The sequence below is a fragment of the Gluconobacter sp. P5B12 genome (assembly GCF_018812035.1).
Classification (GTDB): Bacteria; Pseudomonadota; Alphaproteobacteria; order Acetobacterales; family Acetobacteraceae; genus Gluconobacter.
Genome location: NZ_JACRVV010000002.1, coordinates 38,431 through 60,454 on the forward strand (window position 1 = coordinate 38,431; position 22,024 = coordinate 60,454).

Below are 22,024 nucleotides of genomic sequence, written 5' to 3' on the forward strand. Positions count from 1 at the left end.
AAAGCTATCATGCAGCGGAGCGTGCGTCCTCTTCATCGTCTTCCGGCACAATGCGCTTGTTATCGCGAGTAGGCCGGAAACGGTTTTCCACCAGAGCGTCTTCAATATCTTCGAGAGAGGCACCTGATGTCTCTGGCACAAAGAAGAAGACAAAAATGACAGAAGCCAGATTGACGAAGGCGTAAAACCACATCGTCCATGTCAGACCAATTCCCTCTGCCATCGTAAGCGCTGTGCTGGTGACAAGCAGATCAGCCCCCCACAGAGTAGCTGCATGTAGCGAGGTTGCCTGACCACGCATGGACAGCGGGAACATTTCAGCGCCCAACAGCCAGCCACAGACCTGAATGCCACCAGAGTTGAACATCATGAACAACAGCAGGAACGCCACGATCAGATAAGACCCCGCGCTGCCTGCGGCCGGGTGAAGCATGAACATGATACCCAGACCAACCAGCGAGAGTGCAGCCCCCGGGCCCATGATCAGCATCAGGCGACGCCGACCGATCCGGTCTACGAAAAGACAGCCCAGAATGGTCATGATGCAATAAACGATCGCGACACCAAGCGAGGCCCAAAGCGCCGACGATGCGCCGAAACCAGCATCATTCAAAAATGTTGGGGCATAGTAGATCATCATCTCCAGGCCACCACACTGGGTGAAAAACGCCACGCCCAGTGCTGCGACCAGAGCCGGACGAACCCATGGCTGAAAAAGACCACACCACCCTCGGTTCTCCTGCTTGATACCCTCTGCATTCTCACGAATGGCTTCGACTTCCTTGCGAACAGCCCTTTTTGTGGTGCGGATACGGCTAAGATGAAGAATGGCATTCTTCATGCCTTCATTCTCAGCAGACCAGCGCGGGCTTTTCGGCATGAAGAACATGGATACGAAGACGAGGGCAGCCGGTATGGCGGCAATCCCCACCATAGGGCGCCAACCCCAGTTTGTGCGCTGGGTAAGACCGATAATGTTAGCAATCAGAATACCGAGACCGATGGCCACATTGAACATCGTCACCAGGCTTCCCCGCCGTTCTTGGGGAGCCAGTTCCGAAATATACATCGGCACAACCTGTGTGGAACCACCAACGGCAAGTCCAAGCACAAACCGTGCGGCAATGAGGCTCCATACATCCGGAGAGAAAGCACATGCTGTCGCGCCAAGGACAAAGACACCACTAACCAGACATGTTGTGGTGCGGCGCCCGAATTTCTCTGACAAAGATCCGGCTATAAAGGCTCCGAATACTGCGCCAAGGAGAATAGCCGAAGCTACACTTTCCTTCATTGTGGAGTTCAGATGAAAATCATCACCAATCAAAGGCAATGTGCCTGAGATGATGCCCGTGTCGTAACCGTAGAGACCACCACAGATTGCAGCAACCATAGCTGCAAGCATCAGGATCAATTTCGCGTTTGGTGAGACCTCAACCTGTGAGAGGTCTATCTGTTCACGAGCAGGTCGAGATGTTTTTGTATCATTTGGCATAATGACATTAACATATCGCAATCTATTCAGTTTTTCTGCATTTTTCTATTTTTTTGAAAATTAAGTGACTTTCCACTTATTCTAGCCATGAAAATCAGAACTCTATATGAATTCCAGGATTGCTCCGGAGGCCCTCGATGCTAACGCCTACACCTGATACCACCCGTGATGTCCCATACATCTCTGGCAGAGCCCTGATCATCATGCATATTGGTCTTGTGGCTTTTATCGTGCTTGTGTCCTCGTGTGCAGGAACACTCAACTAGCCTTGAAACGCGTCCAAACGTTCGCCAATCCGTAAAAAACTCCTGCTCCCAACCCAATCCAGAATGGAATAGGAATATCCGTTATCCAGGACAGCATCAGACCGCCCCAGGACAGGACAAGAGCGAGCAATACCGAAACCAGTAGTCCCATCGCCGGGCATAGCCCTAGCCTCAATGCCGTAGCCGCCGGGCCAATCATGAGACTGAAGGCCAGCAATGCGCCGGAGACCTCAGCACAGGCTGAACAGGCCAAAGCTGCTATAGCCATAAACCCCAGGGACGTCAGACGCACAGGAACACCACGCGCACGCGCTACTTCTGGCGTTAGGCTCGAAAACAGAAGCGGCCGCCCAAGAAAAACCAGCCCTGCCAGACAAAGAGCCGTCACTCCAGCCAGAATAAACAGCGTTAGAGTGTCAATTCCGAGCACATCCCCAAATAGCAGTGTCGTCGCCATGCTGGAGGCTCCGTTGGCCTCATGCAGGAACCAGGTGCCCACGCCAAGGCTGGCAGCAAGCACAAGGCCAATCGTGCTGTCTCTCTGAGGGGGAATTTTACCGCGTCCCTCACCTTCGCTTCCTATGGCAAGGCCTGCCAGAAGGCTGAAAGCAATCATCCCGAAGAGAGGCGAAACGCCAAGCCAGACTGCCCCTGCGGCTCCACTGAAGCCAATATGGGACAGAGCATGGGCGGCAAAAGCCTGTCGCCGCAGGCTCAGAAACCATCCCACAGTTCCTGCGAGAACAGAGACGAGCGTGCATCCCAGAAATGCATGCCGCATGAATTCAAATTCGAACATGCAACTCGCCATTTTCCAGAGCCAGAACGCGCGTTACCTTTCCTTCCAGCGCGGCAGTTTCATGAGATGTCATAAGGATTGAAACGCCAAGGGTCTGGGTGAGTGATACCAGCAGGGAAACAATCTGCTGCTGCGCGTCGTGATCCAGGGCGGCAAGGGGTTCGTCCAGAAGAAGCAGACCCGGTTGACCAGCAAGTGCCTGCGCCAGACAGACACGCTGTCGCTCTCCCCCTGACAGATGTCCCAGAGGCCGTTTTGAGAAAGAAAGTGCTCCAGTCAGGGCAAGAAGCCTCTCGGCCTCCCTTTTTCTTTGACCAAAACGAATAGGCACACCCCAGCGCGCACCATCCATGGCAGCCATCACATGACTGATCGCCGGGATCATGAGAGCCGCATCGCTCAAGCCCTGCGGCATGTATCCAATGCGTTCACAGGTCATTCCGGGTGGGAGGCCATCAATCAGGATCTGTCCTTTTTCGGGCCTTACAAGATCCAGACAGGCCCGCAGAACAGTCGATTTTCCTGCACCATTTCGGCCTGACAGAAGCGTAATGCCTTCAAGAGGTACGGTCAGGGAAACCTGATTTAAAACACGTGTCTGGCCTGCACAGAGGGTAACATTCTCAAGAACAAGGTTATCGGGACTGGCCATCAAGTGCCTGCTGAACGGACTGAAGGATCGACGAGACCCAGTCTTGCCATTGCTGGCTGACAGGGAGCGTCTCTCCTATCATAACCAGCGGCAGACCGCTGCCCCTAGCCCGCTCTATCATACGGTCAATCTGTGGAGACCTGACGGCAGGATTGACGATCAGAAATCTGATCTGTCTGCTATCGATTGCAGTTTCCAGTTGAGCCACATCGCGCGGAGACGGTTCGCTATGATGCATGATCGACAGGGCAAACCCGGGGTCAATGATCCTGAGTCCCATCGTCTGGATCAGATCAGCTCCCACCGGTTCCATGACACCGATGATAGTCCCGTCGTGTTTCTGCCTGATGGCCGCTGTCTGGCCAGACAAAGCATCAACCTGTGTCAGAAAGCTTGTGAGGCGACTGCGAATATCCGTCTGATCCAGGCCTCGCGCTATAAACGCGTCCGCCACGGCTGACGCCACCTTACGCACGGCGCTCAGATCGAGGAACAGATGCGGATTATCCCCTGCGCGCCATCCCGCTTCTTCGGCCGCAATAATTCGTGTTGCTGATGAAGGAGAAAAATGGACTGCCCAGTCATCGTAGGTCGCGCCATTCAGAACGATGACGCTGGCATGAGCCATGTTCCGCGCCATGGACGGCGTTGGCGTCAATTCATGTGGATCGATGCCCGGAGTTGAAATTAATGACTGTGTCTGGACGGCTGGTCCACCAATCTGCGCTGCAATATTACACCAAGCTGCCTCAACGCAGACCACAGGCAGCGGAGCAGCATATGCAAAAGGCGCAGTCAGAAGCGAACCAGCCAGAAACAGGGTTCGGACACAGCGCATGAGTTTCCCCGGACGGATGGAAAGGAAAAACGTTATAAGATAACATTCTTCCTTTGGCTATCCTCTGGACGGCGGCCTTACGTAAAGTTCGGTTGCTGCGGCAAGAACCTTACGCTGATACGCCATATTCAATGGCACGGTCCGCGAATGGTAATCTCCAATGGCGCGCATGAGATTCCCGTGTTCATTATCCAGAGCGGTGCGAAGGATCATCGCAGCGGCAGCAACATTGAAACAAGGCTCAAGGGCCAGTCGCGTTGCAATCTGGGCAGGGCTCTGGTGCAGCATGGATGAAATAGGAAGGATCCACCGCGAATTGATCTGCATGAGACCAATATCCACTGATCCATCCTTATTCTGGCTAACCTTGCCCATCACTCCACCCTCAACCCGCTGGATTGCGGGAAGAACACGGGGAGGAATGCGATAATGCAAAGCCGAAGCAAACATACAGGCTAGGAAACCAGCGGCCATGAAACCCTGTCATCTTTATTAAAGAAGCTCATAGTCTAGCATCCTCTGACCCTACCTGCCATCCTGACATGACAAGCCGAGAGAATAAGAGCAACAGGAATGAATACACAGGACACTTCCGCAACCCTGACCTTGGATGCTCTGTCCATACCCTATCAGCGTCGCATTTATGACTATGATCCATCCGCGGGGAAACTGGGTATTGCCGCCGCCAAAGCCCTTGGTCTTTCCCCGGATCATGTTCTCAAAACCCTGATGGTTCAGATTGATGGTCGCCCTGCCTGTGTTGTCCTGCCCGCTGATAGAGAGCTGGATTTTACACGTGTTGCGGCGGCATTCGGAGGACGAAAGGCTAAAATGCTGTCCCGCCCAGAGGCAGAACAGCGGACAGGGTACAAAATTGGTGGTGTCAGTCCGTTCGGCCAGCGCAGTATTGTACCAACAGCTTTTGATCAAAGTGCAATGGATGGACCGCCCATCGTCATCAATGGCGGAGACCGGGGCCTTCTTCTGGAACTTGGACCTCAGGATGCTCTCATAGCGACGAACGGTCTGATTGCAGACCTCGTTCGCCCACTGCCCTGAATTTGGACACAGACCTGATCCTTCATATTGAAAGGGTAAGGTCTGATCCGGCAATACGCACTTCGTGTGTAGAAACACAAAAATCGCAGAGCATAATTTCAGATTTTTTGGGAGAAACTGGTGGAGCCAATCGGGATCGAACCGACGACCTCCTGAATGCCATTCAGGCGCTCTCCCAACTGAGCTATGGCCCCACGTGTTTCATCTACAGCCCCTTTGGGGTGGAGCCGGATGAGCGCGGTATATAAGGATGTTTTCATCGTGACAAGCCATAAAAACACTTTTTCAGGCTAGAATCACGTTCTCCTGACGCAGCTTCTCAAGAAGCGAAAGCCGTGGAAGCCCAAGGATAGCATCCTGATCGCCCGAAATTTTGGAAAAGAGCTGAATACCCAAGCCTTCCAGCCGATAAGCCCCTACGCAGGACAGTATCCTGTCTCCCTCTTCCTTTAGATAGAGCTCCAGAAATTCATCGGAAAAGGCGCGCATCGTCATTTGAGGAGTAGCGAGTGTCTCCCAGATTTTCTGTGTCCCCCGATACAAAACAACAGCCGTCTGAAGAATATGCGTGCGGTTTCGAAGGCATTTAAGATGCGTCTTTGCCTCATTGAGATCCTCCGGTTTCGCAAAGGCTGTTCCGTCCAGATCGAGGATCTGGTCAGCAGCGATAATCAGACTGGTGTCAGACGATACATCGGCCGCAAGCCTCGCTTTGGCATCCGCGAGAGCCAAAGCCGTGTCTCCCAGAGATTTTCCTTCACTTTCACACTGCTGGCGCAAAGCCTCTTCATCCAGATCTACCGGTCGAACCTGAATGATCAGACCACTCTCTTCCAGAAGTACTCGCCGGGCACTCGAGCCACTTGCGAGGATTATGGAATTATTGAGCAAGGTCATAAGATGCGACTCCAAACTATCGACGGCGAGCACGAGTACCAGTACTGCGTATGACCCGGTGAAAAGATTGTGTCAGTACTGGGGTACATGGGGACAGTACTTGAAGTTTGCGGGAAAGTACCGAGTACCGTGGATTGTTGGGTACGCCCCCAAATTTTGGGGGTTGTACACAGGGGGTCTGTGAGCAAATCGGGATAGAATCCTGCACCCCCTTGTCCACTGCGGGTTTTGCAGTTGTACACAGTGTGAGTAAGACGGGGTACATTTTTAGAGAGCCGGGTACCCCGGTATCCACAGGGATCATCCTATCCTCCAGGATTTCTTTCTTATTTCTTTCATGGTTAGTGAGCGGCATGAATTCGGAAAACGCACCCCTCTCCCCATCCTCGAAACCGCTCCTGAGAGCTCTCAAGGGTGAAGCTGTCTGGCCCCCGCCGGTCTGGCTCATGCGGCAAGCAGGGCGTTACCTTCCCGAATTTCGTGCCATGCGTGACAAGGCCGACTTCCTGACGCGCTGCATGACTCCGGACATGGCTGAAGAACTGACCCTGCAGCCGATCCGCAGGTATGGAATGGACGGAGCAATTCTGTTCTCGGACATTCTCATTCTGCCCTGGGCAATGGGTCAGTCTCTTGAATTCATTGATGGTCGGGGCCCGGTTCTTGGCGCCATCCGTTCTCAGGCAGATCTGGAAAAACTTGATCCCAAGCGTGTACAGGAAGCCACGGCGCCTGTGCGGGAGACACTGTCGCGACTGAGTAAATCGCTCCCAGATGTCACGACATTGCTCGGCTTTGCTGGTAGCCCCTTTACGGTCGCCTGTTACATGGTTGAGGGCGGCGGATCGCGGGATTTCGCCAATACCCGCAAAATGATGCAAACTGATCCAGCGCTGTTTGACCGTCTGATTGAAACTCTGACGATCAGCACGGCAGAGATGCTTTGCGGCCAGATTGAAGCAGGGGCCGAAGCTGTCATGCTCTTCGATTCCTGGGCTGGAATTCTTCCTCCCAATGCGTTCCGTCGGTATGTGATCGAACCCACCCGGCAGATCGTGCGTCATATCCGGGAGAAGCATCCGGGAACGCCGATTATCGGTTTTCCGCGCCTTGGAGGGATCATGATACGCGAATACGCAGAAAAGACCGGGATCAATACGCTGGCGCTCGATACAGTGGCTGATCCGGCGCAGATTGCGGAGCTGGTACCAAACGTGACGCTGCAAGGAAACATGGACCCGATGGTCCTGTTTTCTGGCGGTGAGGCCATGGTGCGTGAGGCTCAGGGTATCCGGGATGCGCTTCGCGGACGTTCTCATGTTTTTAATCTGGGACACGGCGTCATGCAGCACACGCCCCCTGAAAATATCGGTGCTCTGGTTGAAGCGGTGCGCGCAATATGACCACGGCTCTGGATGCAGCAGGCCAGCTGAAACTGGTCATCTTCGACTGTGACGGCGTACTCGTGGACAGTGAGCGTGCGTCCTGTCGGGCCACAGCAGAATTCGCTCGGTCGCTTGGTCTCAAGATTTCAGACGATGAGGCTCATGACAGGTTTTCAGGTAAGGCACTCTCTCAGGTCGTGAAAGAATTAGAGCATGAAACGGGACATGCTCTTCCTAAAAATACGGCACTCAAAATGAGGGAAAATCTTGTACGCCTGATGCAAAAAATGGCAGAACCTGTAGAGGGTGCGCCAGAAATGCTGCAGGGAATACGTGGTTTACAACTGCCGTTTCGTGTTGGTTCGAACTCATCTGTCGTAGAGATGGACGCCAAGTTTGAACGGACGCAGATGACCACGTTTTTCGCGAAAAACCGGGTCCATTCAGCAAATGACATGGATGAGCCGAAGCCGTCTCCTGAGGTTTATCTGTACGCTGCAAAAGCAGAAGGTGTTCTGCCAGAAAGCTGTGTTGTGATTGAGGATAGTGACACGGGTGCTGAAGCCGCCCGGCGTGCTGGTATGAGTTGTGTGCTTCTTCGTTCAGAAGACCTCCCTCTGCCGGCATTTTGGCCAACGCCAGGCTTCGTCAGGATCGGTCATCTCTCCGAACTGGTACCGCTGCTTCGCAAGACACTTCAAAGCCAGAAAGAGAACTGATGGACTTTGTTGTTGATCACCTGAGCTGGTTCCTGTCCCTCCATATCATGGCCTTCACAGCCTGGATGGCGGGGACATTCTATCTGCCACGCCTTTACGTGTACCATACCCAGACAACGCCTGGTACTGCGGAGAGCGAACGTTTCAAAATCATGGAGCGCAAGCTTCTCCGTCAGATCATGACGCCTGCGATGATTGTTACCGTGCTCGTGGGGGGCATGATGTCGTCGGTGCCGGGTCTGGTGGACTGGAACAGCGGCTGGTGGTGGACAAAAGTGATCTGCGTTCTCGGCCTCATGGGGTTTCATGGGGCATGCAGCAAATGGCGTCGTCTGTTCGCAGAAGACCGTAATCCGTATTCCGAGAAATATTACCGGATCGCAAATGAGGTACCGACCATTCTCATGGTGATCATTGTCATCATGATCATGGTTCGGCCCTGAGACACGTCGCCTGTACAGATACGGCCTTAGAGAAGGCCGTATTTGACGCCAGTCATTTCTTCAGAAATTGCCCAGAGGCGTTTTGCAAGCGTATGGTCTGACGCAGCCTCTGGCAGCCCGGCGTCACCCGGGAGACCGGTTCTTTCTCCCTTGCCCAGAGGCCCATAATAACCTCCGTCCTGCGCTTCAGGAGATGCCAGAGCATAGAGAAGCGGCCAAGCCCCCTCCTCCACTGTCTGTCCCATCATATGAAACACAGGGCCGGCGCAGCTTCGGGCAATTTTACGACCCCAGCGACCAATCGGTGTACCATTCCGATCAAGCGAGCCGTTATTGGAGACAATATCGCTTGCTGCCCAGCCGGGATGAGCAGCCCGTGAATGAATGGGCCAAGGAGCTTTCTTGGCCCGACGGTCTAGTTCCAGAGCAAAGAGCAGATTTGAAAGTTTACTCTGCCGGTAACGTGCCATCGGATTGTAGCGGTGCCGGGCATTCAGATCACCAAACGGAATTTCACCCTTCAGGGCAGCAAGAGACGCGACAGTCATGATTGTCGCATTGCCCGCGGCTAATAGAGGGAGCAGCCGTCCGGTCAGAGCAAAGTGACCAAGGTGGTTGGTACCAAACTGAAGTTCAAACCCGTCTTTCGTGGTGAGCCGGGATGCAGGGCCCATGATGCCAGCATTATTGGCAAGAAGCTGAATGGGGCGTCCCTGCTCGCGCAAAGCGGTGGCAAAAGCTGCAATAGATGCCAGTGAGGCAAGATCCAGCACTTCAAAGCGGCCCTGCACACTTGGAACACGTTCATACAGGCGGTTAAGAGCCGCCCTGCCCTTCTCCAGGTTACGCCCACTTAGAATGATGGAAGCGCCACGTGCAGCCAGTCCACAGGCAATTTCGAAACCCAGACCGCCTGTAGAGCCCGTAATGAGCGCAGTCTGACTATCCAGACGGTTCAGATTATCAAGAGACCAGCTGGTCTGGGAAAGACGGGTCATTAGTGTTGTCCTTTTTCGTGGGCTCCGGCGGCTGAACGCTTTTCATCTTCTTCAGCCTGTTTGATGGCTTCTTCAGTCAGTCGTTTCTCGTTCTTTTTGAGAAAGAGAAACGCTCCTCCCAGACAGCAGGCTCCTACGACGGCCAGAGCAATTCCAACCGGCCCGGTGATCTTTTCGATCTGCTTACCGAGTTCATAAGTGATGAAGGCATAGCCCCCAGCCCAGAAGAGACCGCCCAGCGCGTTGAAAAAAAGAAACGAATGCCAGGGCATTCGGTTTGCTCCAGCCAGAAGAGCAACGAACACACGCAGAACAGCGACAAAGCGTCCGAGGAAGACAACAATCCCGCCGTGTTTGCGAAAAAGATAGCGGCCGAGCATCAGGCGCTCATCAGTCAAGCCGACTTTCTTGCCGTGTTTCTTCAGGATGCTGTAGCCAAAATGGTGGCCGAGCAGATACCCGAAATTATCGCCCATGATGGCGCCTGTCACAGCGGCAAGGGCAATCCATCGAATCTCTAGATGGTGCGTACTGCCTGCATAGAGGGACGCAGCGATGATGATGCTTTCCGCTGGCAGTGGCAGGCCCATGCTTTCCAGCATGACTGTCACGCCGATAACGCCGTAGCCATATTCCTGGAGCAGGTGATCGAGAAATTGCGTGAGATGAAACAGTGTCGTGATCCTGTGCGAATATGGCGGAAGGCAAAACCGCCAGCTACGATATTAGGACATCAGACACGGGATGAAAAATGACTGAGCTTTGCCCCCCTCACGTAGCCGGAAACTGGCCCTCCTGGGTTGGCCCTGAACTCGTGGCTGGCCGCACTCTTTCTTTCTCTGAACTCAGAACGGTTGAAGACTGGGTATTCTGGCAGGAGACCCGACCAGAAGAGCAAGGCCGCACGGTGATCGTCGGACGACGTCACGATGGAACACTCGTAGACCTGATACCGCCAGAGAGAACTGTCGGAACCCGTGTTCACGAATATGGTGGAGGAGCGTGGGATGTCCGCCTGAAAAACGGATATCCAGAAGTTGTTTTCAGTGATCGAAAGGTTGGCGGTCTGTGGTTCAGTAACAGAGAGGGCATGTTTCAGGCGTTATCTGGCGATCGTGCACCGGAAATGCGTTATGCTGATCTGACATGGGATACAGCCGGAGACGGTGTTTTCTGTGTTCGTGAAACGCATGACGAAGGTCTGCCAACAGCGGCGCTTGTCCATGTATCACAGTCGGGCCAGGAAACGGTTCTGGTAGACGGGGCTGATTTCTATGCAGCCCCTCGCCCCTCGTTGGATGGTGCCTCTCTGGCTTGGTTCTCCTGGCAGAATCCGGAAATGCCATGGACAGTCACCCGACTGTCTGTGGCACCTATTGATCGACCTGGCCTCAAGCTTGGACGAGCCATAGATCTGAGTGGTCAGACACCCTGCAGCATCATTGAACCGCGTTGGGGAGCAGATGGTTACCTCTATGCGACATCAGATGCTCAGGGCTGCTGGACGCCTGTTAAATTCGTGCATGATCAAACGGGATGGAAAGAGCAGTTTTTCCCAGAGGCTGGAGCTGAGATTGGTCTGCCGCATTGGGTCTTCGGACAAAGAACACTCACACCACTGCCTGACGGTCAGCTTCTCGCATTAGGAATTCGGGAAGGCCTCACTGGCGTTCTGCTCTTTGCAGATGGACATTGGAAAACTGTTCAGATGGGAGCGCCCGTCAACGTTCCAGAACGTCTGTCGAATGGACAGTTTGCCTGGATTGATGCCCCCGAAAACGCTCCACCTGCTTTGGCTATTGGTGACATGGATGGGAATTTCGAGCGTTTTCGCTCAAGTGTTGTGCTGCCTGATACGATTACGTCTGACGACATTGCCAAGCCTTCTCTGTTCTCTTTTCCAACAGCCGATGGATCGAAGGCATACGCGCTCTTCTATGAACCAGCGAGCAGCACGTCGCATCTAAAAGAAGGCGAAAAACCGCCTTTGGTTGTTATGGCTCATGGTGGTCCAACAGGGCGTGCCAATTCAGGCTTTGCTTTCAAAGTGCAATGGTGGACCTCCCGCGGTTTCGCTGTTCTTGATGTCAATTACCGCGGTTCAACAGGGTTTGGTCGCAAATACCGGGAAGCTCTAGACGAACAATGGGGTGTTGCAGATGTCGAGGATTGCCTGGCCGGTGTTCAGTCTCTGATTGAACAAGGTCTGGTTGATCCAACACGCTGCGTTATTCGCGGAAGCAGTGCGGGAGGCCTGACGGTTCTGTCAGCACTGGCACAGTCTGATCTTTTTGCGGCAGGCGCCTCTCTTTATGGCGTTACCGATCTAAGGGCCTTGGCAGCAGAGACGCATAAATTCGAAGCACGCTATCTGGATGGTCTGATTGGGCCTTATCCCGAAAAGGAAGCTGTGTATCTGGAACGTTCTCCTCTCACACATGCAGAGAAAATTTCCGTTCCTGTCCTGTTCCTGCATGGTGGTGCTGACAAGGTAGTGCCTCTCGCACAGGCTGAAGCCATGAGAACAAAACTGGCACAGTCTGATCTCCATGTTTATCCGGACGAAGGTCACGGTTTTAGAGCCCGTGAAGTTGTCGAAGATGCTCTTGAGAGAGAGCTGAGATTTTACCGAACTGTTTTTGCCACATCCGCTGATCCGGCCTTATGAATAAAGAAATCAAAATAGAAGACTTTATAAAAATTCGATTTTATTCCGGAATGGTGTGTCTAAATGTTCTGAATAAGAAATATTCAATTGGAAAGAATGAAATTGCTTTGCCGCGGGCGGCGCAAACATCATGCATGCCCTGCCCTTGCGTTTGATCCCGGCACAGGAGAGACTCAGCTTAACCGGTTGCGCATTTATCTGTTGGATGCGCAACCTGACATCCAAGAAATCATCTCATCGGACCTTCTATGAAACATCGCAAACTTGGACGCACCGGTCTTCAGGTCAGTGAAATCTGCCTGGGCACAATGACTTTCGGTCAGCAGAATACGGAAGCCGAAGGGCATGCGCAGCTCGATATGGCGCTCGATCAGGGGATCAATTTTATTGATACTGCTGAACTTTATTCCATTCCCCCACGTGCTGAGACCTATGGCGCGACTGAGACCATTGTTGGAAGTTGGCTAAAAGCTCGCGGCGGCCGTGACAAACTTGTTATTGCGAGCAAAGTTGTTGGACGCAGTTCTTCACCGTGGTTTCGGCCCGGCGGTGAGGAAGCCCGTTTGACGCCAAAGCAAATTCACTATGCTGTTGAAGGCTCTTTGCGACGTCTGCAGACGGACTATCTTGATATTTATCAGCTTCACTGGCCAGACCGTAAAATCGGATTGTTTGGTGAAGGTGGGACGACGTTTCGGGACGTGGCGGCAGCTAATGAAGTTCCGATTGCTGAAACTCTTGGCGCATTGGGTGATCTGGTCGCACAAGGTAAGATCCGTCATGTCGGTGTTTCCAATGAAACAGCGTGGGGTGTCTCACAATTCCTTGCGGCTTCGCAGAATGGTGGTCTTCCGCGGCTGGCATCCATTCAGAACGCCTACAATCTCATTAACCGGACGTTCGAAATTGGTCTGGCAGAGATGTGCCTGCGGGAAGATGTCGGGCTTCTGGCCTACTCTCCGCTGGCTCAGGGATATCTGACGGGGAAATACCTGAACGGAGCACGCCCTGCTGGCGCGCGCACCACGCTCTTTAATCGTGGTCAGCGTTACGAGAAGCCCGGTGTGGATGCTGCCATTGAGGCCTATCACGCATTGGCCCGTGAGGAAGGACTGGATCCGGTTCAGTTGGCTGTGGCTTTTGTGACGTCGCGTCCGTTCGTGACATCCAATATCATTGGGGCCACCAGCACGGATCAGCTTCAAACAATTCTGGACTCAACCCGTCTACAGATCACGCCTGAACTGGAAGCCAAGATCAACGCCATTCACCAGGTGCATTCAAACCCCGCTCCCTGAATTTCAACGATGCGGGCATGAGATCATGCCTGCATCTGTCAGGGGGCTGTGTGCGGCCCGAGCCGTCCAATGACGCGGAAAGCCGTCAGAACTGCAAACGTGCCAAAAATAACGACACCAAGAGACTGCCCAACGAGAATACCAATAGGGCCATAAGCTGAGCCGAACCACACAAACGGGATGGTTCCCAGTGTGGCGCGTCCCCAGTTGAAGCCGGTTGAATAGAAAGGGTGCCCAAGGTTGTTGAACGCCGTATTGGCGACAAAAAGCAGCCCGACGAACATATAGCTCAGGACCAGCCAGCAACAGAACAGGCGTACGATTTCCGCCCCAATACCCTGAACGTTGAAAAGCTGGAGAATGACATTGTGCCCGGCAGCAAGAACAAACCAGGTGGTTCCAACACAGAGCGCTGTCAGCTTCAGTGCGGCCATCAGGGCTTCACGCACCCGATCAAATTGTTGGGCACCAAGGTTCTGCGCCATGATGGGTCCGACAGAACCTGTCAAAGCAAAAACCAATGAAAACGCAACAGGCACAATGCGGTCGATAGTTGCCTGCCCTGAAACAGCATCCAGCCCAAACTGTGCCATGGCATGAGTTACGAACAGTGCGCCTGTTGGTGTGGCGAGATTGGTTGCAATCGCCGGGACGGCAATGCCGCCAATTTTTCGCATGGCAGGCTCAAAGGCTTCTTTCTTTGGCCATTCCAGCATGGCGTGCCCCCGAAGGTTCAGGAAGCCGCTCGCTGTAATGGCACATCGCGCCAGAATGGTGCTGATGGCTGCACCTTCCAGACCGAGATGCAGCACAAAGATCATCAAGGGGTCCAGCAGAGCTGAAACAAGCGCACCTGTCAGGGTAATGCGCATGGACCGTTTGGCATCACCAACTGCGCGCAACAGAGCTGACAGAGCCATTCCCAGACACACTAATGGAAGAGCTGGCGACACTATGTGCAGGAAGGTCGCAGCGTTTTCCAAAGCTGCTCCCTGAGCTCCAAGCAGCCTGAGAAGTGGCGTGGCAAAAACCGCCGTGAGCGTGCCGAGAACGGCCGCGATGCCAACCATGACAGCAATGAAAGCAGATGCGAGACTTCGGGCCTCCGCATGCTGGCGAGCGCCGATCAGACGACCAATGCAGGCGCCAAGTCCAATGGTCATTCCAATGGATACTGAAATCTGAAGAAAGCTTAGAGACGTCGCAAAAGCGATGGCAGCCGTCAGGGCAGAATCATGCAGGTGGGAGATGTAGAAGTAGTTCAGAAGATCGACAGMAAAAACCGCCATGAGGCCAATGGCCCCGGTTCCCGCCATGGTGATGACATGACGCATGATGCTGCCATGTACGAATCTCGCCGGCTTTATGGGAGAATCGTCAGGAATTCTGGGCTTGGATGGGTCATCTGATGGTACTGGCATGTCGGCATATACTGCCTCGTCCCGTGACAAAGAACCAGTGCCTGAAGTGCTTTGTTGGGAAGGTTTTCTGTCTGCCAGAAAGGAAAGGGAGCGTGGGAAGAAGAAGGAGGTTTTCCGCGAGTGTAAGGGTTTCGTTAACGCATGGTGTGGAACTGTCAGGTCAGATAACACCCGGGCGTGAGGCCCGAAGCCCAGTTTCTGCCGGAGTCCGCCATGTCGATCATCAATTCTCTCAACACGGCTGTCAGTGGCCTCAATTCCCAGTCACATGCTTTCAGCGATCTCTCCAACAATATCGCGAATAGTCAAACGACAGGATATAAAGCTGCAACAACAAGCTTTGCCGATTATGTGACGAGCAATGATCTGGCAAGCGACGGGGAGTCACTGAGCGACAGTGTGGCTGCGACAACCAGGCAGCATACTGACAATCAGGGTATGGTTGTTTCTTCCACAAATACGCTGGCGCTCGCAATTTCAGGCAACGGATTCTTCAACGTTGTCCAACCCACAGGAAGCACGACATCCAGCACAGCGCCGACGTTCAGCAGCCAGCAGTTTTATACGCGAAATGGTGACTTCTCACAAAATAACCAGGGATATCTGGTCAACACCTCGGGTTATTATCTGGAAGGGTATCAGGTGGGTTCAGAGGGCGCTTTGAGTAGCACTCTGTCACCTATAAAAATCTCTGATTCCGTTGCATTTCAGCCGACCAAGAGCACAACTGTTTCTCTGTCTGCTGCGATTGGCAGCACCTCTGGGGCAGAAGGAACCAATACATCTACGGCAACAGCCTATGACAGTAAGGGAAATGCTCAGGAGGTGAGCCTGAACTGGAACCAATCCTCCACGGATCCCTTGGTTTGGACTGTCAGTAATTCAGCAGATTCGAGCAATTCAGCCACAGTGAAGTTTAACAGTGATGGTTCTCTGGCGTCTGTAAATGGAGCGTCCCAGTCTACGGGTTCAGCGGCAACCTTTTCATATACGGGGCTGCCGCAGGATATGACTGTCAACCTGGGAACCATCGGGAGCACGTCCGGTGTGAGCCTGGCAACAGACAGCAGTAATTATAGCACCAATCCCACAATGACGACGGACAGCGTCACAAGCGGTACCTTCACGGGTCTGTCTATGCAAAGCGACGGGTCTGTGATGGCGACATTTGATAATGGGCTTTCCCAGCTTCTTGCAAAAATACCGCTCTCGACGTTCGCAGATCCTAATGGACTCTCTGCCCAGAACGGGCAGGCTTATACAGCAACGGCGTCATCTGGTGCACCGACAGTCAATGCAGTGAATACGAATGGGGCAGGGACGCTCAGCACCAGTTCCACTGAAAGCTCGACGACAGACCTGACCAGCGATCTTACCAAACTTATCGTCGCGCAGCAGGCTTATGGAGCGAATACAAAAATCGTGACCACTGCAAATCAGCTTCTGCAGACCACTTTGGCGATGATTCAGTAAGACCGGGTGAGGGGAACTCTATATCATGGGGCTGACTGATTCACTTTCAATCGCCGTCTCTGGCTTGCAGGCCGTCCAGTATGGAATGTCTACGGCTTCCCAGAACGTGGCCAATGCGTCTACTGCAGGTTACATCAAAGAAGTCGCAAACGTTCAGTCTGTCGTAAATGACGGGACGGGCGGCGGCGTACGACGCGCAGCAACCAGTCTGGCTACAAACGCACATATCCAGACTGCTTTATATTCCCAGAATTCAGATGTTTCCCAATATACGACAACAAGCAACGCGCTCTCTGTCGTCACGGCTCTACAAGGTTCAACCTCTGCAGATTCTGGTAGCAGCGGGACACTTTCTGATCAGTTGGGAAATCTTCAGTCAGCTCTTATTTCTTTGACCAGCTCCGCGTCCAGTTCGACCACCCAGAGCACAGTTATTTCTGCGGCCAATAGTTTTACCCAGTCGTTGAACACTCTTGCAGACACTGTGCAGGAGCAACGTCAGAACGCACAGGATAGTGTTGTCTCGTCAGTTTCGGATATCAATACCAACCTGACGACTATTGGCTCTTTGTCTACCAAGATCATGGCTCTTAAAGGGCAAGGGCTCGATACTGCGGATATTGAAAATCAGCGCTTTACGGCCTTGTCATCGCTCTCCAGTGAATTGGGTGTGAATTGGAAGGTTTCCTCCAATGGAGACATGTCCATTACCACGGAAGACGGTGTCACGCTCCCTACACACAATACGTCTTCGGGTTCAGCAGATGCCATTTCGAGCACGTGGCCTTTGACGACAGCCTCAGCGCAAATTTCAACCAGTATGAGCTACCCGGGTAACTCCGACGCTAATGCGATTCCAGCAATTACGCTGAACGGAAAAGATATTACTGGTCATCTGACGGGTGGAAGCCTCGGAGCTGATATAACGCTGCGAGATATCACGCTCCCAACGATGCAAGCGCAATTTGACTCTCTAGCCTATACCGTAGCCAGCCGCTTCGATGCGCAGGGCATGTCTTTATTTACAACATCAAGTGGCAATATTCCCGATGCGTCCCAGACGTCCATTGTGCCGCGGGGAAGCGCTGGTTTTGCTCAGAATATTCAGGTTTCCCAGTCCTATCAGGACGATCCATCGCTTCTTGTATCTGGTGAGACCGCAAGTAGCAGTGTTGTCCAGAACATTCTGTCTTATGCGTTTGGAACCAATCAATCAGATGGCACAGGACAAGTAGCCGCCCCTACCAATAATTTAGGTGTGACGGGGAAATTGTCTACCGGATATAGTGGAAGTCAAAGTCTTGTGGCTCTTGCGACGTCTTTGACAGCCAACCAGGCCGCGACAGCTAATAACGCAAGTAGCAGTCTTTCTTTTGCACAAACAACGCAGACCAATCTCTCTTCAAGCCTGGCAGGAACATCAACTGTCTCTGTCGATACTGAAATGGCAAATATCGTTACACTACAGAACGCCTATTCAGCCAATGCGAAAGTTATTTCTTCCGTACAGTCCATGTTCACCGCCCTTTTAAACGCTGTTGGAAGCTGATTATGACTGGAATTACGGCATCTTTTGGTTATAGCGGATTATCGAATCAACAGACGCTAAACCTGGCTTCGTTATCCCAGATAAAAGATAATCTTCAGGAACAAGCTTCTACGGGCGTGAAATCCAGCAACTACGCCCAGCTTGGAGACACACGTGCGCAGGCGCTGGCGCTTCAGCCTGCAATCACTCAGGTTTCGTCCTGGAACTCCAACGTGACCATGGCACAAAACAGATTAACGGTCACGCAGAGTGCAGTCAGCCAAATTTCGACGATCGCAGATAATTTGAATGAGACACTTTCAACCCTTGTTGGGAATGTTTCCTCAACGTCCATAAGCTCAGCGTCCGAGCAGGCTAAATCAGATTTATTATCCTTGGGCAACCTGCTGAACATGCAGGAAGGCGGAAGTTATATTTTTGCAGGGTTACAGTCTTCTACTGCCCCCGTAAGCACCATTCTAACTAACTCTAATCTCTCGTCTTCTATACAGGAAGCTGTACAAAGCATGGGAAATGGTGGTGCCTCAGATGTTCTGTCTGAGACGCTTTCTCTGGCGGGACAAACTAGCCAAAATCAACCGTTTTCCGCAGCGCTTTCGACTAATCCGGTCACAGCATCCCAGCAAAACCTGAAAATTACTGTTGGGAGTAATCAAACGGTCTCCGCAGGTATCGTTGCGACACAAGGAAGCACTTCTTCGAAAACATCAACAGGCTCACCAATCCGGGATCTCATACGAAACCTGATGGTGGTTGCTGCTCTTGGTTCTGATGATGCAGGGACCGCAGATCATACACAGCTGGTTCAAGGATTACAGACGACGAATGCCGGTGTCATCGAAGGGCTATCCGATATCAGTGGGGGCCTTGGAATACAGCAGAACAGCTTGACCAGTCAGAGTACGATGCTGGCACAGATGAAAGCCGCTCTGACCACCCAGCTTGGAACCGCAAAAGATGCAGATCTGGCGCAGGTTTCCGTCCAATTGAATGATACCAGCAATCAACTCCAGGCATCATATTCCATTATCGCAAATATGAAGGGTATGACGCTTGCAAGTTATCTCTGAACTCTGTTGAAAAATTGACCCTGACGTCGCATATCTTCGTTACTTTCCTAAGAGGAGATTGGTGACGATGAGTGCAACGCAAGGCCAGCCGGAACAGCATGAATTCAGTGCAGAGGTGGGGCGCCTGCTCGATCTTGTCGTGCACGCGCTTTATTCGGATCGAGAGATTTTTCTGCGTGAACTTGTTGCGAACGCAGCAGATGCGACGGACAAACGTCGGTTTGAAGGGCTGACGAATTCTGCTCTCGCTCTTCCAGAAAATGCGTCAATTCGTATTGCTCCGGAAAAAGACAAGAAAGAGTTGGTCATTTCTGACGATGGCGTGGGAATGACACATGATGAACTGGCTCAAAATCTAGGTACGATTGCCCGTTCAGGCACACGCGCTTTCGGTGAAAAACTAAACGCAGCCAAAGCTGAAGATCGCCCAAGTCTGATTGGTCAGTTTGGTGTTGGGTTCTACGCGGCGTTCATGGTTGCCGACAGGGTGGATGTGACGTCCCGCAAGGCTGGGGCAGACGAGGCCTGGACTTGGTCTTCAGACGGGAAGGGCGCTTTTACCCTGACGCCTTCCACCCGCTCTACGCCTGGCACTGACATTGTTCTGCATATGAAAAGTGATGCGGAAGAGTTTCTGGATAGCTGGCGTCTTCGGTCGATTATCCGCAAATGGGCCGACCATATTTCCTGGCCGATCACCTTGCGTGAGGTTAGTGAAGACGGAACAGTCGAAGAAAAAGCTGCCAACGAAGGAACAGCCTTGTGGCGCAAGCCGAAGGCTGAAATTACGCCTGAGCAATATACGGAATTCTACAGGCACATCGCGCGTGCCTTTGATGAGCCTTATGCAACCATGCACTGGCATGCAGAAGGGACGACAGAGTTCACAGCCCTTCTGTTTCTCCCCAGCGCTCGACCATTTGATTTCATGGAACAGTCTAGGGAAAGCAAGATTCACCTGCATGTTCGCCGCATGTTCATCACGGACGACGCAGATCTGCTTCCCAACTGGATGCGCTTTGTCCAGGGCGTAGTCGATACGGAAGACCTTCCGCTCAATGTCTCTCGTGAAATGCTGCAGGCAACCCCAGTTCTTGCTCGTATCCGCAAGGCTGTCACGAAACGGGTTCTGACGGAGATTAAAACCCGGGCTAAGGACGCAGATGCTGGATTTAATGCATTCTGGGAAAACTTTGGAGCGGTTCTCAAGGAAGGCTTGTGGGAAGATAGTGAGCACCGTCAGGAAATTGCCGGTTTCGCACGGTTCCATACCACTCATGATGACGATCTAACGACGCTTGATGGCTATATCTCGCGCATGAAGGATGGACAGGACGTTATTTACTTCCTCACGGGCGATAACCTTGAGGCTTTGAAAGCATCCGCACAGTTGGAGGGCTTCCGAGCCCGTGGACTGGAGGTTCTTCTCCTCGCAGATCCGGTAGATGCATTCTGGCCAGAGCGATTACATTCATACAACGACAAAATCTTGCGGTCAGTCGTGTATTCTCATGGAGATCTTGAGAAGTTCCCTACGGACAGTGAGGAAACAGTCGAGGCAGCCAATGTAGACACCCTTGTTCCTGCGTTGAAGGAGGCTTTGGGTGATGCAGTGAAAGATGTTCGTAGTACGGTTCGTCTTACGGATAGCGCGGTCGTCATGACTTCTGAGGGCGGACCAGATCTGGCCATGCAGAGGTTAATGCGCCGGTCAGGCCAGGCTCTTCCAGAAACACTGCCCATTTTGGAAATTAATCCTCGTCACCCGCTGATCAAAGCTTTGGCTCAGCGTGTCGAGAATAAAGAAAACATTCAGGATCTTGCACGCGTGCTGTTGGATTTGGCTCGTGTTCAGGAAGGTGAGCCTTTGCCAGACCCGACCGGTTTTGCCCGCCTGCTTGCAAAGCTGCTTGCTGGCACTTCTGCTACTTAATTGAGTGCTAGTAGCGGTCTGGACAGAAAAAAGGCGGAAGATTACTCTTCCGCCTTTTCTAGGTAATTGGGTAACGAGTAATACTTTATCCTGTCAGTTTCTTCTGACGAAATTCCCTAGGCGAAAGTCCAAACTTTTGACGGAAGCGCCTTGAGAAATGAGCTGCATTTCTGAAGCCATGTTTGGCAGCAATCTCGGCGATGGTCATGGAAACGTAAGTGGAAGACTGAAGGTCTTTGTAAATCCTTTCCAATCTCTGGCTCAAAATCCACCCCGAAACAGCATCTGGTTCTCCATCAAAGAGTTGGTAAAGTGCTCGGGAAGAAATGCCATAGGCATCTGCAATGCTTTTTGGCGTCAGATCGGGTTCTTGCAAACGGCTTTCGATGTAGGATCGAATGTGTTTCTGGCGATGTCTACGTCGGCCTGCAACGCTGAGTTCCAGATCTAGAGAATCCAGAAGGGTTGTGATCAGAAGATCTGTCAGATGTTTGAACAGACGCGTTTGAGTCTGAGAAGGAGAGGCTTCTAAGGCGCCTTCAAGAATTAATTCACAACACGTGAAGAGAAAACGACCAGGTCCCGAGTGGACCTCAAAATGAACAACAGGCAGGCCGGACAACACGGGCAGGTGATTAAGCAGAACGCTTTGTGTCACAGATATAAGAATGCTGCCCGTAATTAAATTTTCATGCTCAGGACGGAACACCTCAGAACTATAAGATCTTCTGAGGTGTTCGCGATCTATATACAGGTTTCCACCGTTTTCTCGCGAGATTACGAAGAGAGCTTGTCCATTTTTGAAGTATGGAAAAAGGCTCTCGGGCATTTCTTGGAGGGAGCGTTGTTGTCTTTGGACAACCGGTTGCAAGCCAGAGGATGGAATGGCAAGCGTCGCAAGAGGAATGATGCGAGCGGGCAGCTCTGGGGAATGCCCTTTTTGGGTCATGGCAGAAACTCTAAGGAGCCTCCAGAGGAACACAGGAGTAGCCTGCTATAACGAAATTACTCATGTAGTGGAATGAAAATATGGAATTTCGTTTCATGTCGGCAGATAACAT

Annotated in this window: 20 protein-coding genes and 1 tRNA gene; 10 read left to right on the plus strand and 11 right to left on the minus strand. The window is 52.5% G+C overall.

Features of this window, described 5'->3' with window-relative positions; translation table 11 throughout:
* Nucleotides 1–7: 7 nt before the first annotated feature.
* The 5 genes from KP702_RS04225 to KP702_RS04245 form a co-directional block, all read right to left on the minus strand.
* The gene (locus tag KP702_RS04225; protein WP_215768557.1) at nt 8–1,495 is read right to left on the minus strand and encodes a sugar porter family MFS transporter; all 1,488 of its coding nucleotides are present in this window, start codon (nt 1,493–1,495) and stop codon (nt 8–10) included.
* A gap of 258 nt (nt 1,496–1,753) precedes the next feature.
* Nucleotides 1,754–2,560 (minus strand): metal ABC transporter permease, encoded by an 807-nt coding sequence (locus KP702_RS04230; protein WP_202206876.1) that lies wholly within the window; start codon nt 2,558–2,560, stop codon nt 1,754–1,756.
* A complete protein-coding gene (locus KP702_RS04235) occupies nt 2,547–3,212 on the minus strand; it encodes a metal ABC transporter ATP-binding protein (protein ID WP_202206877.1) in 666 nt (221 codons plus the stop codon). Before KP702_RS04235 ends, KP702_RS04230 begins: the two co-directional genes overlap by 14 nt.
* Nucleotides 3,196–4,050, minus strand: a complete 855-nt coding sequence (locus tag KP702_RS04240; protein ID WP_202206878.1) for a metal ABC transporter solute-binding protein, Zn/Mn family — start codon at nt 4,048–4,050, stop codon at nt 3,196–3,198. The genes KP702_RS04235 and KP702_RS04240 overlap by 17 nt, the downstream gene beginning before the upstream one ends.
* A 57-nt stretch (nt 4,051–4,107) precedes the next feature.
* Nucleotides 4,108–4,524: a lytic transglycosylase domain-containing protein gene (locus KP702_RS04245; RefSeq protein WP_202206879.1), complete on the minus strand. Its 417-nt coding sequence runs from the start codon at nt 4,522–4,524 to the stop codon at nt 4,108–4,110.
* A 99-nt stretch (nt 4,525–4,623) separates the two neighbouring features.
* Here KP702_RS04245 and KP702_RS04250 point away from each other — a divergent pair, with 99 nt between their 5' ends.
* Nucleotides 4,624–5,109, plus strand: coding sequence for an aminoacyl-tRNA deacylase (locus KP702_RS04250; RefSeq protein ID WP_202206880.1), 486 nt, complete (start codon nt 4,624–4,626; stop codon nt 5,107–5,109).
* Nucleotides 5,110–5,227: 118 nt separating this feature from the next.
* Here the strand turns inward: KP702_RS04250 and KP702_RS04255 are convergent.
* Together KP702_RS04255 and KP702_RS04260 are read right to left on the minus strand one after the other, a co-directional pair.
* Nucleotides 5,228–5,303, minus strand: a tRNA-Ala gene (locus KP702_RS04255).
* Between the two features lie 91 nt (nt 5,304–5,394).
* Nucleotides 5,395–6,006, minus strand: coding sequence for a Maf family protein (locus tag KP702_RS04260; protein WP_202206881.1), 612 nt, complete (start codon nt 6,004–6,006; stop codon nt 5,395–5,397).
* Between the two features lie 353 nt (nt 6,007–6,359).
* Between KP702_RS04260 and hemE the strand changes: the two genes are divergently transcribed.
* Genes hemE through hemJ form a run of 3 tightly spaced genes read left to right on the plus strand, consistent with a single transcriptional unit; the run spans nt 6,360 to nt 8,553 of the window.
* Nucleotides 6,360–7,409 carry a uroporphyrinogen decarboxylase gene (hemE, locus tag KP702_RS04265; RefSeq protein ID WP_202206882.1) on the plus strand — a complete coding sequence of 350 codons (1,050 nt, stop codon included), beginning with the start codon at nt 6,360–6,362 and terminating at the stop codon, nt 7,407–7,409.
* Nucleotides 7,406–8,110 carry an HAD family phosphatase gene (locus KP702_RS04270; protein WP_202206883.1) on the plus strand — a complete coding sequence of 235 codons (705 nt, stop codon included), beginning with the start codon at nt 7,406–7,408 and terminating at the stop codon, nt 8,108–8,110. Before hemE ends, KP702_RS04270 begins: the two co-directional genes overlap by 4 nt.
* The gene (gene hemJ / locus KP702_RS04275; RefSeq protein WP_373687830.1) at nt 8,110–8,553 is read left to right on the plus strand and encodes a protoporphyrinogen oxidase HemJ; all 444 of its coding nucleotides are present in this window, start codon (nt 8,110–8,112) and stop codon (nt 8,551–8,553) included. Before KP702_RS04270 ends, hemJ begins: the two co-directional genes overlap by 1 nt.
* A 26-nt stretch (nt 8,554–8,579) precedes the next feature.
* Here the strand turns inward: hemJ and KP702_RS04280 are convergent, their stop codons facing one another.
* Nucleotides 8,580–9,551 (minus strand): SDR family oxidoreductase, encoded by a 972-nt coding sequence (locus KP702_RS04280; protein ID WP_215768558.1) that lies wholly within the window; start codon nt 9,549–9,551, stop codon nt 8,580–8,582.
* A complete protein-coding gene (locus KP702_RS04285; RefSeq protein ID WP_202207248.1) occupies nt 9,551–10,153 on the minus strand; it encodes a DedA family protein in 603 nt (200 codons plus the stop codon). The genes KP702_RS04280 and KP702_RS04285 overlap by 1 nt, the downstream gene beginning before the upstream one ends.
* 149 nt (nt 10,154–10,302) lie before the next feature.
* Between KP702_RS04285 and KP702_RS04290 the strand changes: the two genes are divergently transcribed.
* A complete protein-coding gene (locus KP702_RS04290) occupies nt 10,303–12,219 on the plus strand; it encodes a S9 family peptidase (RefSeq protein ID WP_202206885.1) in 1,917 nt (638 codons plus the stop codon).
* 248 nt (nt 12,220–12,467) lie between these two features.
* The gene (locus KP702_RS04295; RefSeq protein ID WP_202206886.1) at nt 12,468–13,517 is read left to right on the plus strand and encodes an aldo/keto reductase; all 1,050 of its coding nucleotides are present in this window, start codon (nt 12,468–12,470) and stop codon (nt 13,515–13,517) included.
* A gap of 38 nt (nt 13,518–13,555) precedes the next feature.
* Here the strand turns inward: KP702_RS04295 and KP702_RS04300 are convergent, their stop codons facing one another.
* The gene (locus tag KP702_RS04300; RefSeq protein WP_215768559.1) at nt 13,556–14,851 is read right to left on the minus strand and encodes an MATE family efflux transporter; all 1,296 of its coding nucleotides are present in this window, start codon (nt 14,849–14,851) and stop codon (nt 13,556–13,558) included.
* A gap of 300 nt (nt 14,852–15,151) precedes the next feature.
* Between KP702_RS04300 and flgE the strand changes: the two genes are divergently transcribed.
* From flgE to htpG, 4 genes are all read left to right on the plus strand, one after another.
* Nucleotides 15,152–16,411, plus strand: a complete 1,260-nt coding sequence (gene flgE, locus KP702_RS04305) for a flagellar hook protein FlgE (RefSeq protein WP_202206888.1) — start codon at nt 15,152–15,154, stop codon at nt 16,409–16,411.
* Nucleotides 16,412–16,436: 25 nt separating this feature from the next.
* Nucleotides 16,437–17,960, plus strand: a complete 1,524-nt coding sequence (flgK, locus tag KP702_RS04310) for a flagellar hook-associated protein FlgK (protein ID WP_215768560.1) — start codon at nt 16,437–16,439, stop codon at nt 17,958–17,960.
* A 2-nt stretch (nt 17,961–17,962) separates the two neighbouring features.
* Complete coding sequence (locus KP702_RS04315; protein WP_202206890.1) at nt 17,963–19,030, plus strand: flagellin; 1,068 nt, start codon at nt 17,963–17,965, stop codon at nt 19,028–19,030.
* A gap of 67 nt (nt 19,031–19,097) precedes the next feature.
* Entirely contained in the window at nt 19,098–20,963 is a 1,866-nt protein-coding gene (gene htpG / locus KP702_RS04320) for a molecular chaperone HtpG (protein WP_215768561.1), read from the plus strand.
* An 85-nt stretch (nt 20,964–21,048) separates the two neighbouring features.
* Here the strand turns inward: htpG and KP702_RS04325 are convergent, their stop codons facing one another.
* A complete protein-coding gene (locus KP702_RS04325) occupies nt 21,049–21,912 on the minus strand; it encodes a helix-turn-helix domain-containing protein (protein WP_215768562.1) in 864 nt (287 codons plus the stop codon).
* Nucleotides 21,913–22,024 lie beyond the last annotated feature (112 nt).

Bases quoted from the DNA above. Each gene is read 5' to 3' on its own strand.
- KP702_RS04225 (WP_215768557.1), bottom strand. From the start codon at position 1,495: ATGCCAAATGATACAAAAACATCTCGACCTGCTCGTGAACAGATAGAC.
- KP702_RS04230 (WP_202206876.1), bottom strand. From the start codon at position 2,560: ATGTTCGAATTTGAATTCATGCGGCATGCATTTCTGGGATGCACGCTC.
- KP702_RS04235 (WP_202206877.1), bottom strand. From the start codon at position 3,212: ATGGCCAGTCCCGATAACCTTGTTCTTGAGAATGTTACCCTCTGTGCA.
- KP702_RS04240 (WP_202206878.1), bottom strand. From the start codon at position 4,050: ATGCGCTGTGTCCGAACCCTGTTTCTGGCTGGTTCGCTTCTGACTGCG.
- KP702_RS04245 (WP_202206879.1), bottom strand. From the start codon at position 4,524: ATGGCCGCTGGTTTCCTAGCCTGTATGTTTGCTTCGGCTTTGCATTAT.
- KP702_RS04250 (WP_202206880.1), top strand. From the start codon at position 4,624: ATGAATACACAGGACACTTCCGCAACCCTGACCTTGGATGCTCTGTCC.
- KP702_RS04260 (WP_202206881.1), bottom strand. From the start codon at position 6,006: ATGACCTTGCTCAATAATTCCATAATCCTCGCAAGTGGCTCGAGTGCC.
- hemE (WP_202206882.1), top strand. From the start codon at position 6,360: ATGAATTCGGAAAACGCACCCCTCTCCCCATCCTCGAAACCGCTCCTG.
- KP702_RS04270 (WP_202206883.1), top strand. From the start codon at position 7,406: ATGACCACGGCTCTGGATGCAGCAGGCCAGCTGAAACTGGTCATCTTC.
- hemJ (WP_373687830.1), top strand. From the start codon at position 8,110: ATGGACTTTGTTGTTGATCACCTGAGCTGGTTCCTGTCCCTCCATATC.
- KP702_RS04280 (WP_215768558.1), bottom strand. From the start codon at position 9,551: ATGACCCGTCTTTCCCAGACCAGCTGGTCTCTTGATAATCTGAACCGT.
- KP702_RS04285 (WP_202207248.1), bottom strand. From the start codon at position 10,153: ATGCTGGAAAGCATGGGCCTGCCACTGCCAGCGGAAAGCATCATCATC.
- KP702_RS04290 (WP_202206885.1), top strand. From the start codon at position 10,303: ATGACTGAGCTTTGCCCCCCTCACGTAGCCGGAAACTGGCCCTCCTGG.
- KP702_RS04295 (WP_202206886.1), top strand. From the start codon at position 12,468: ATGAAACATCGCAAACTTGGACGCACCGGTCTTCAGGTCAGTGAAATC.
- flgE (WP_202206888.1), top strand. From the start codon at position 15,152: ATGTCGATCATCAATTCTCTCAACACGGCTGTCAGTGGCCTCAATTCC.
- flgK (WP_215768560.1), top strand. From the start codon at position 16,437: ATGGGGCTGACTGATTCACTTTCAATCGCCGTCTCTGGCTTGCAGGCC.
- KP702_RS04315 (WP_202206890.1), top strand. From the start codon at position 17,963: ATGACTGGAATTACGGCATCTTTTGGTTATAGCGGATTATCGAATCAA.
- htpG (WP_215768561.1), top strand. From the start codon at position 19,098: ATGAGTGCAACGCAAGGCCAGCCGGAACAGCATGAATTCAGTGCAGAG.
- KP702_RS04325 (WP_215768562.1), bottom strand. From the start codon at position 21,912: ATGACCCAAAAAGGGCATTCCCCAGAGCTGCCCGCTCGCATCATTCCT.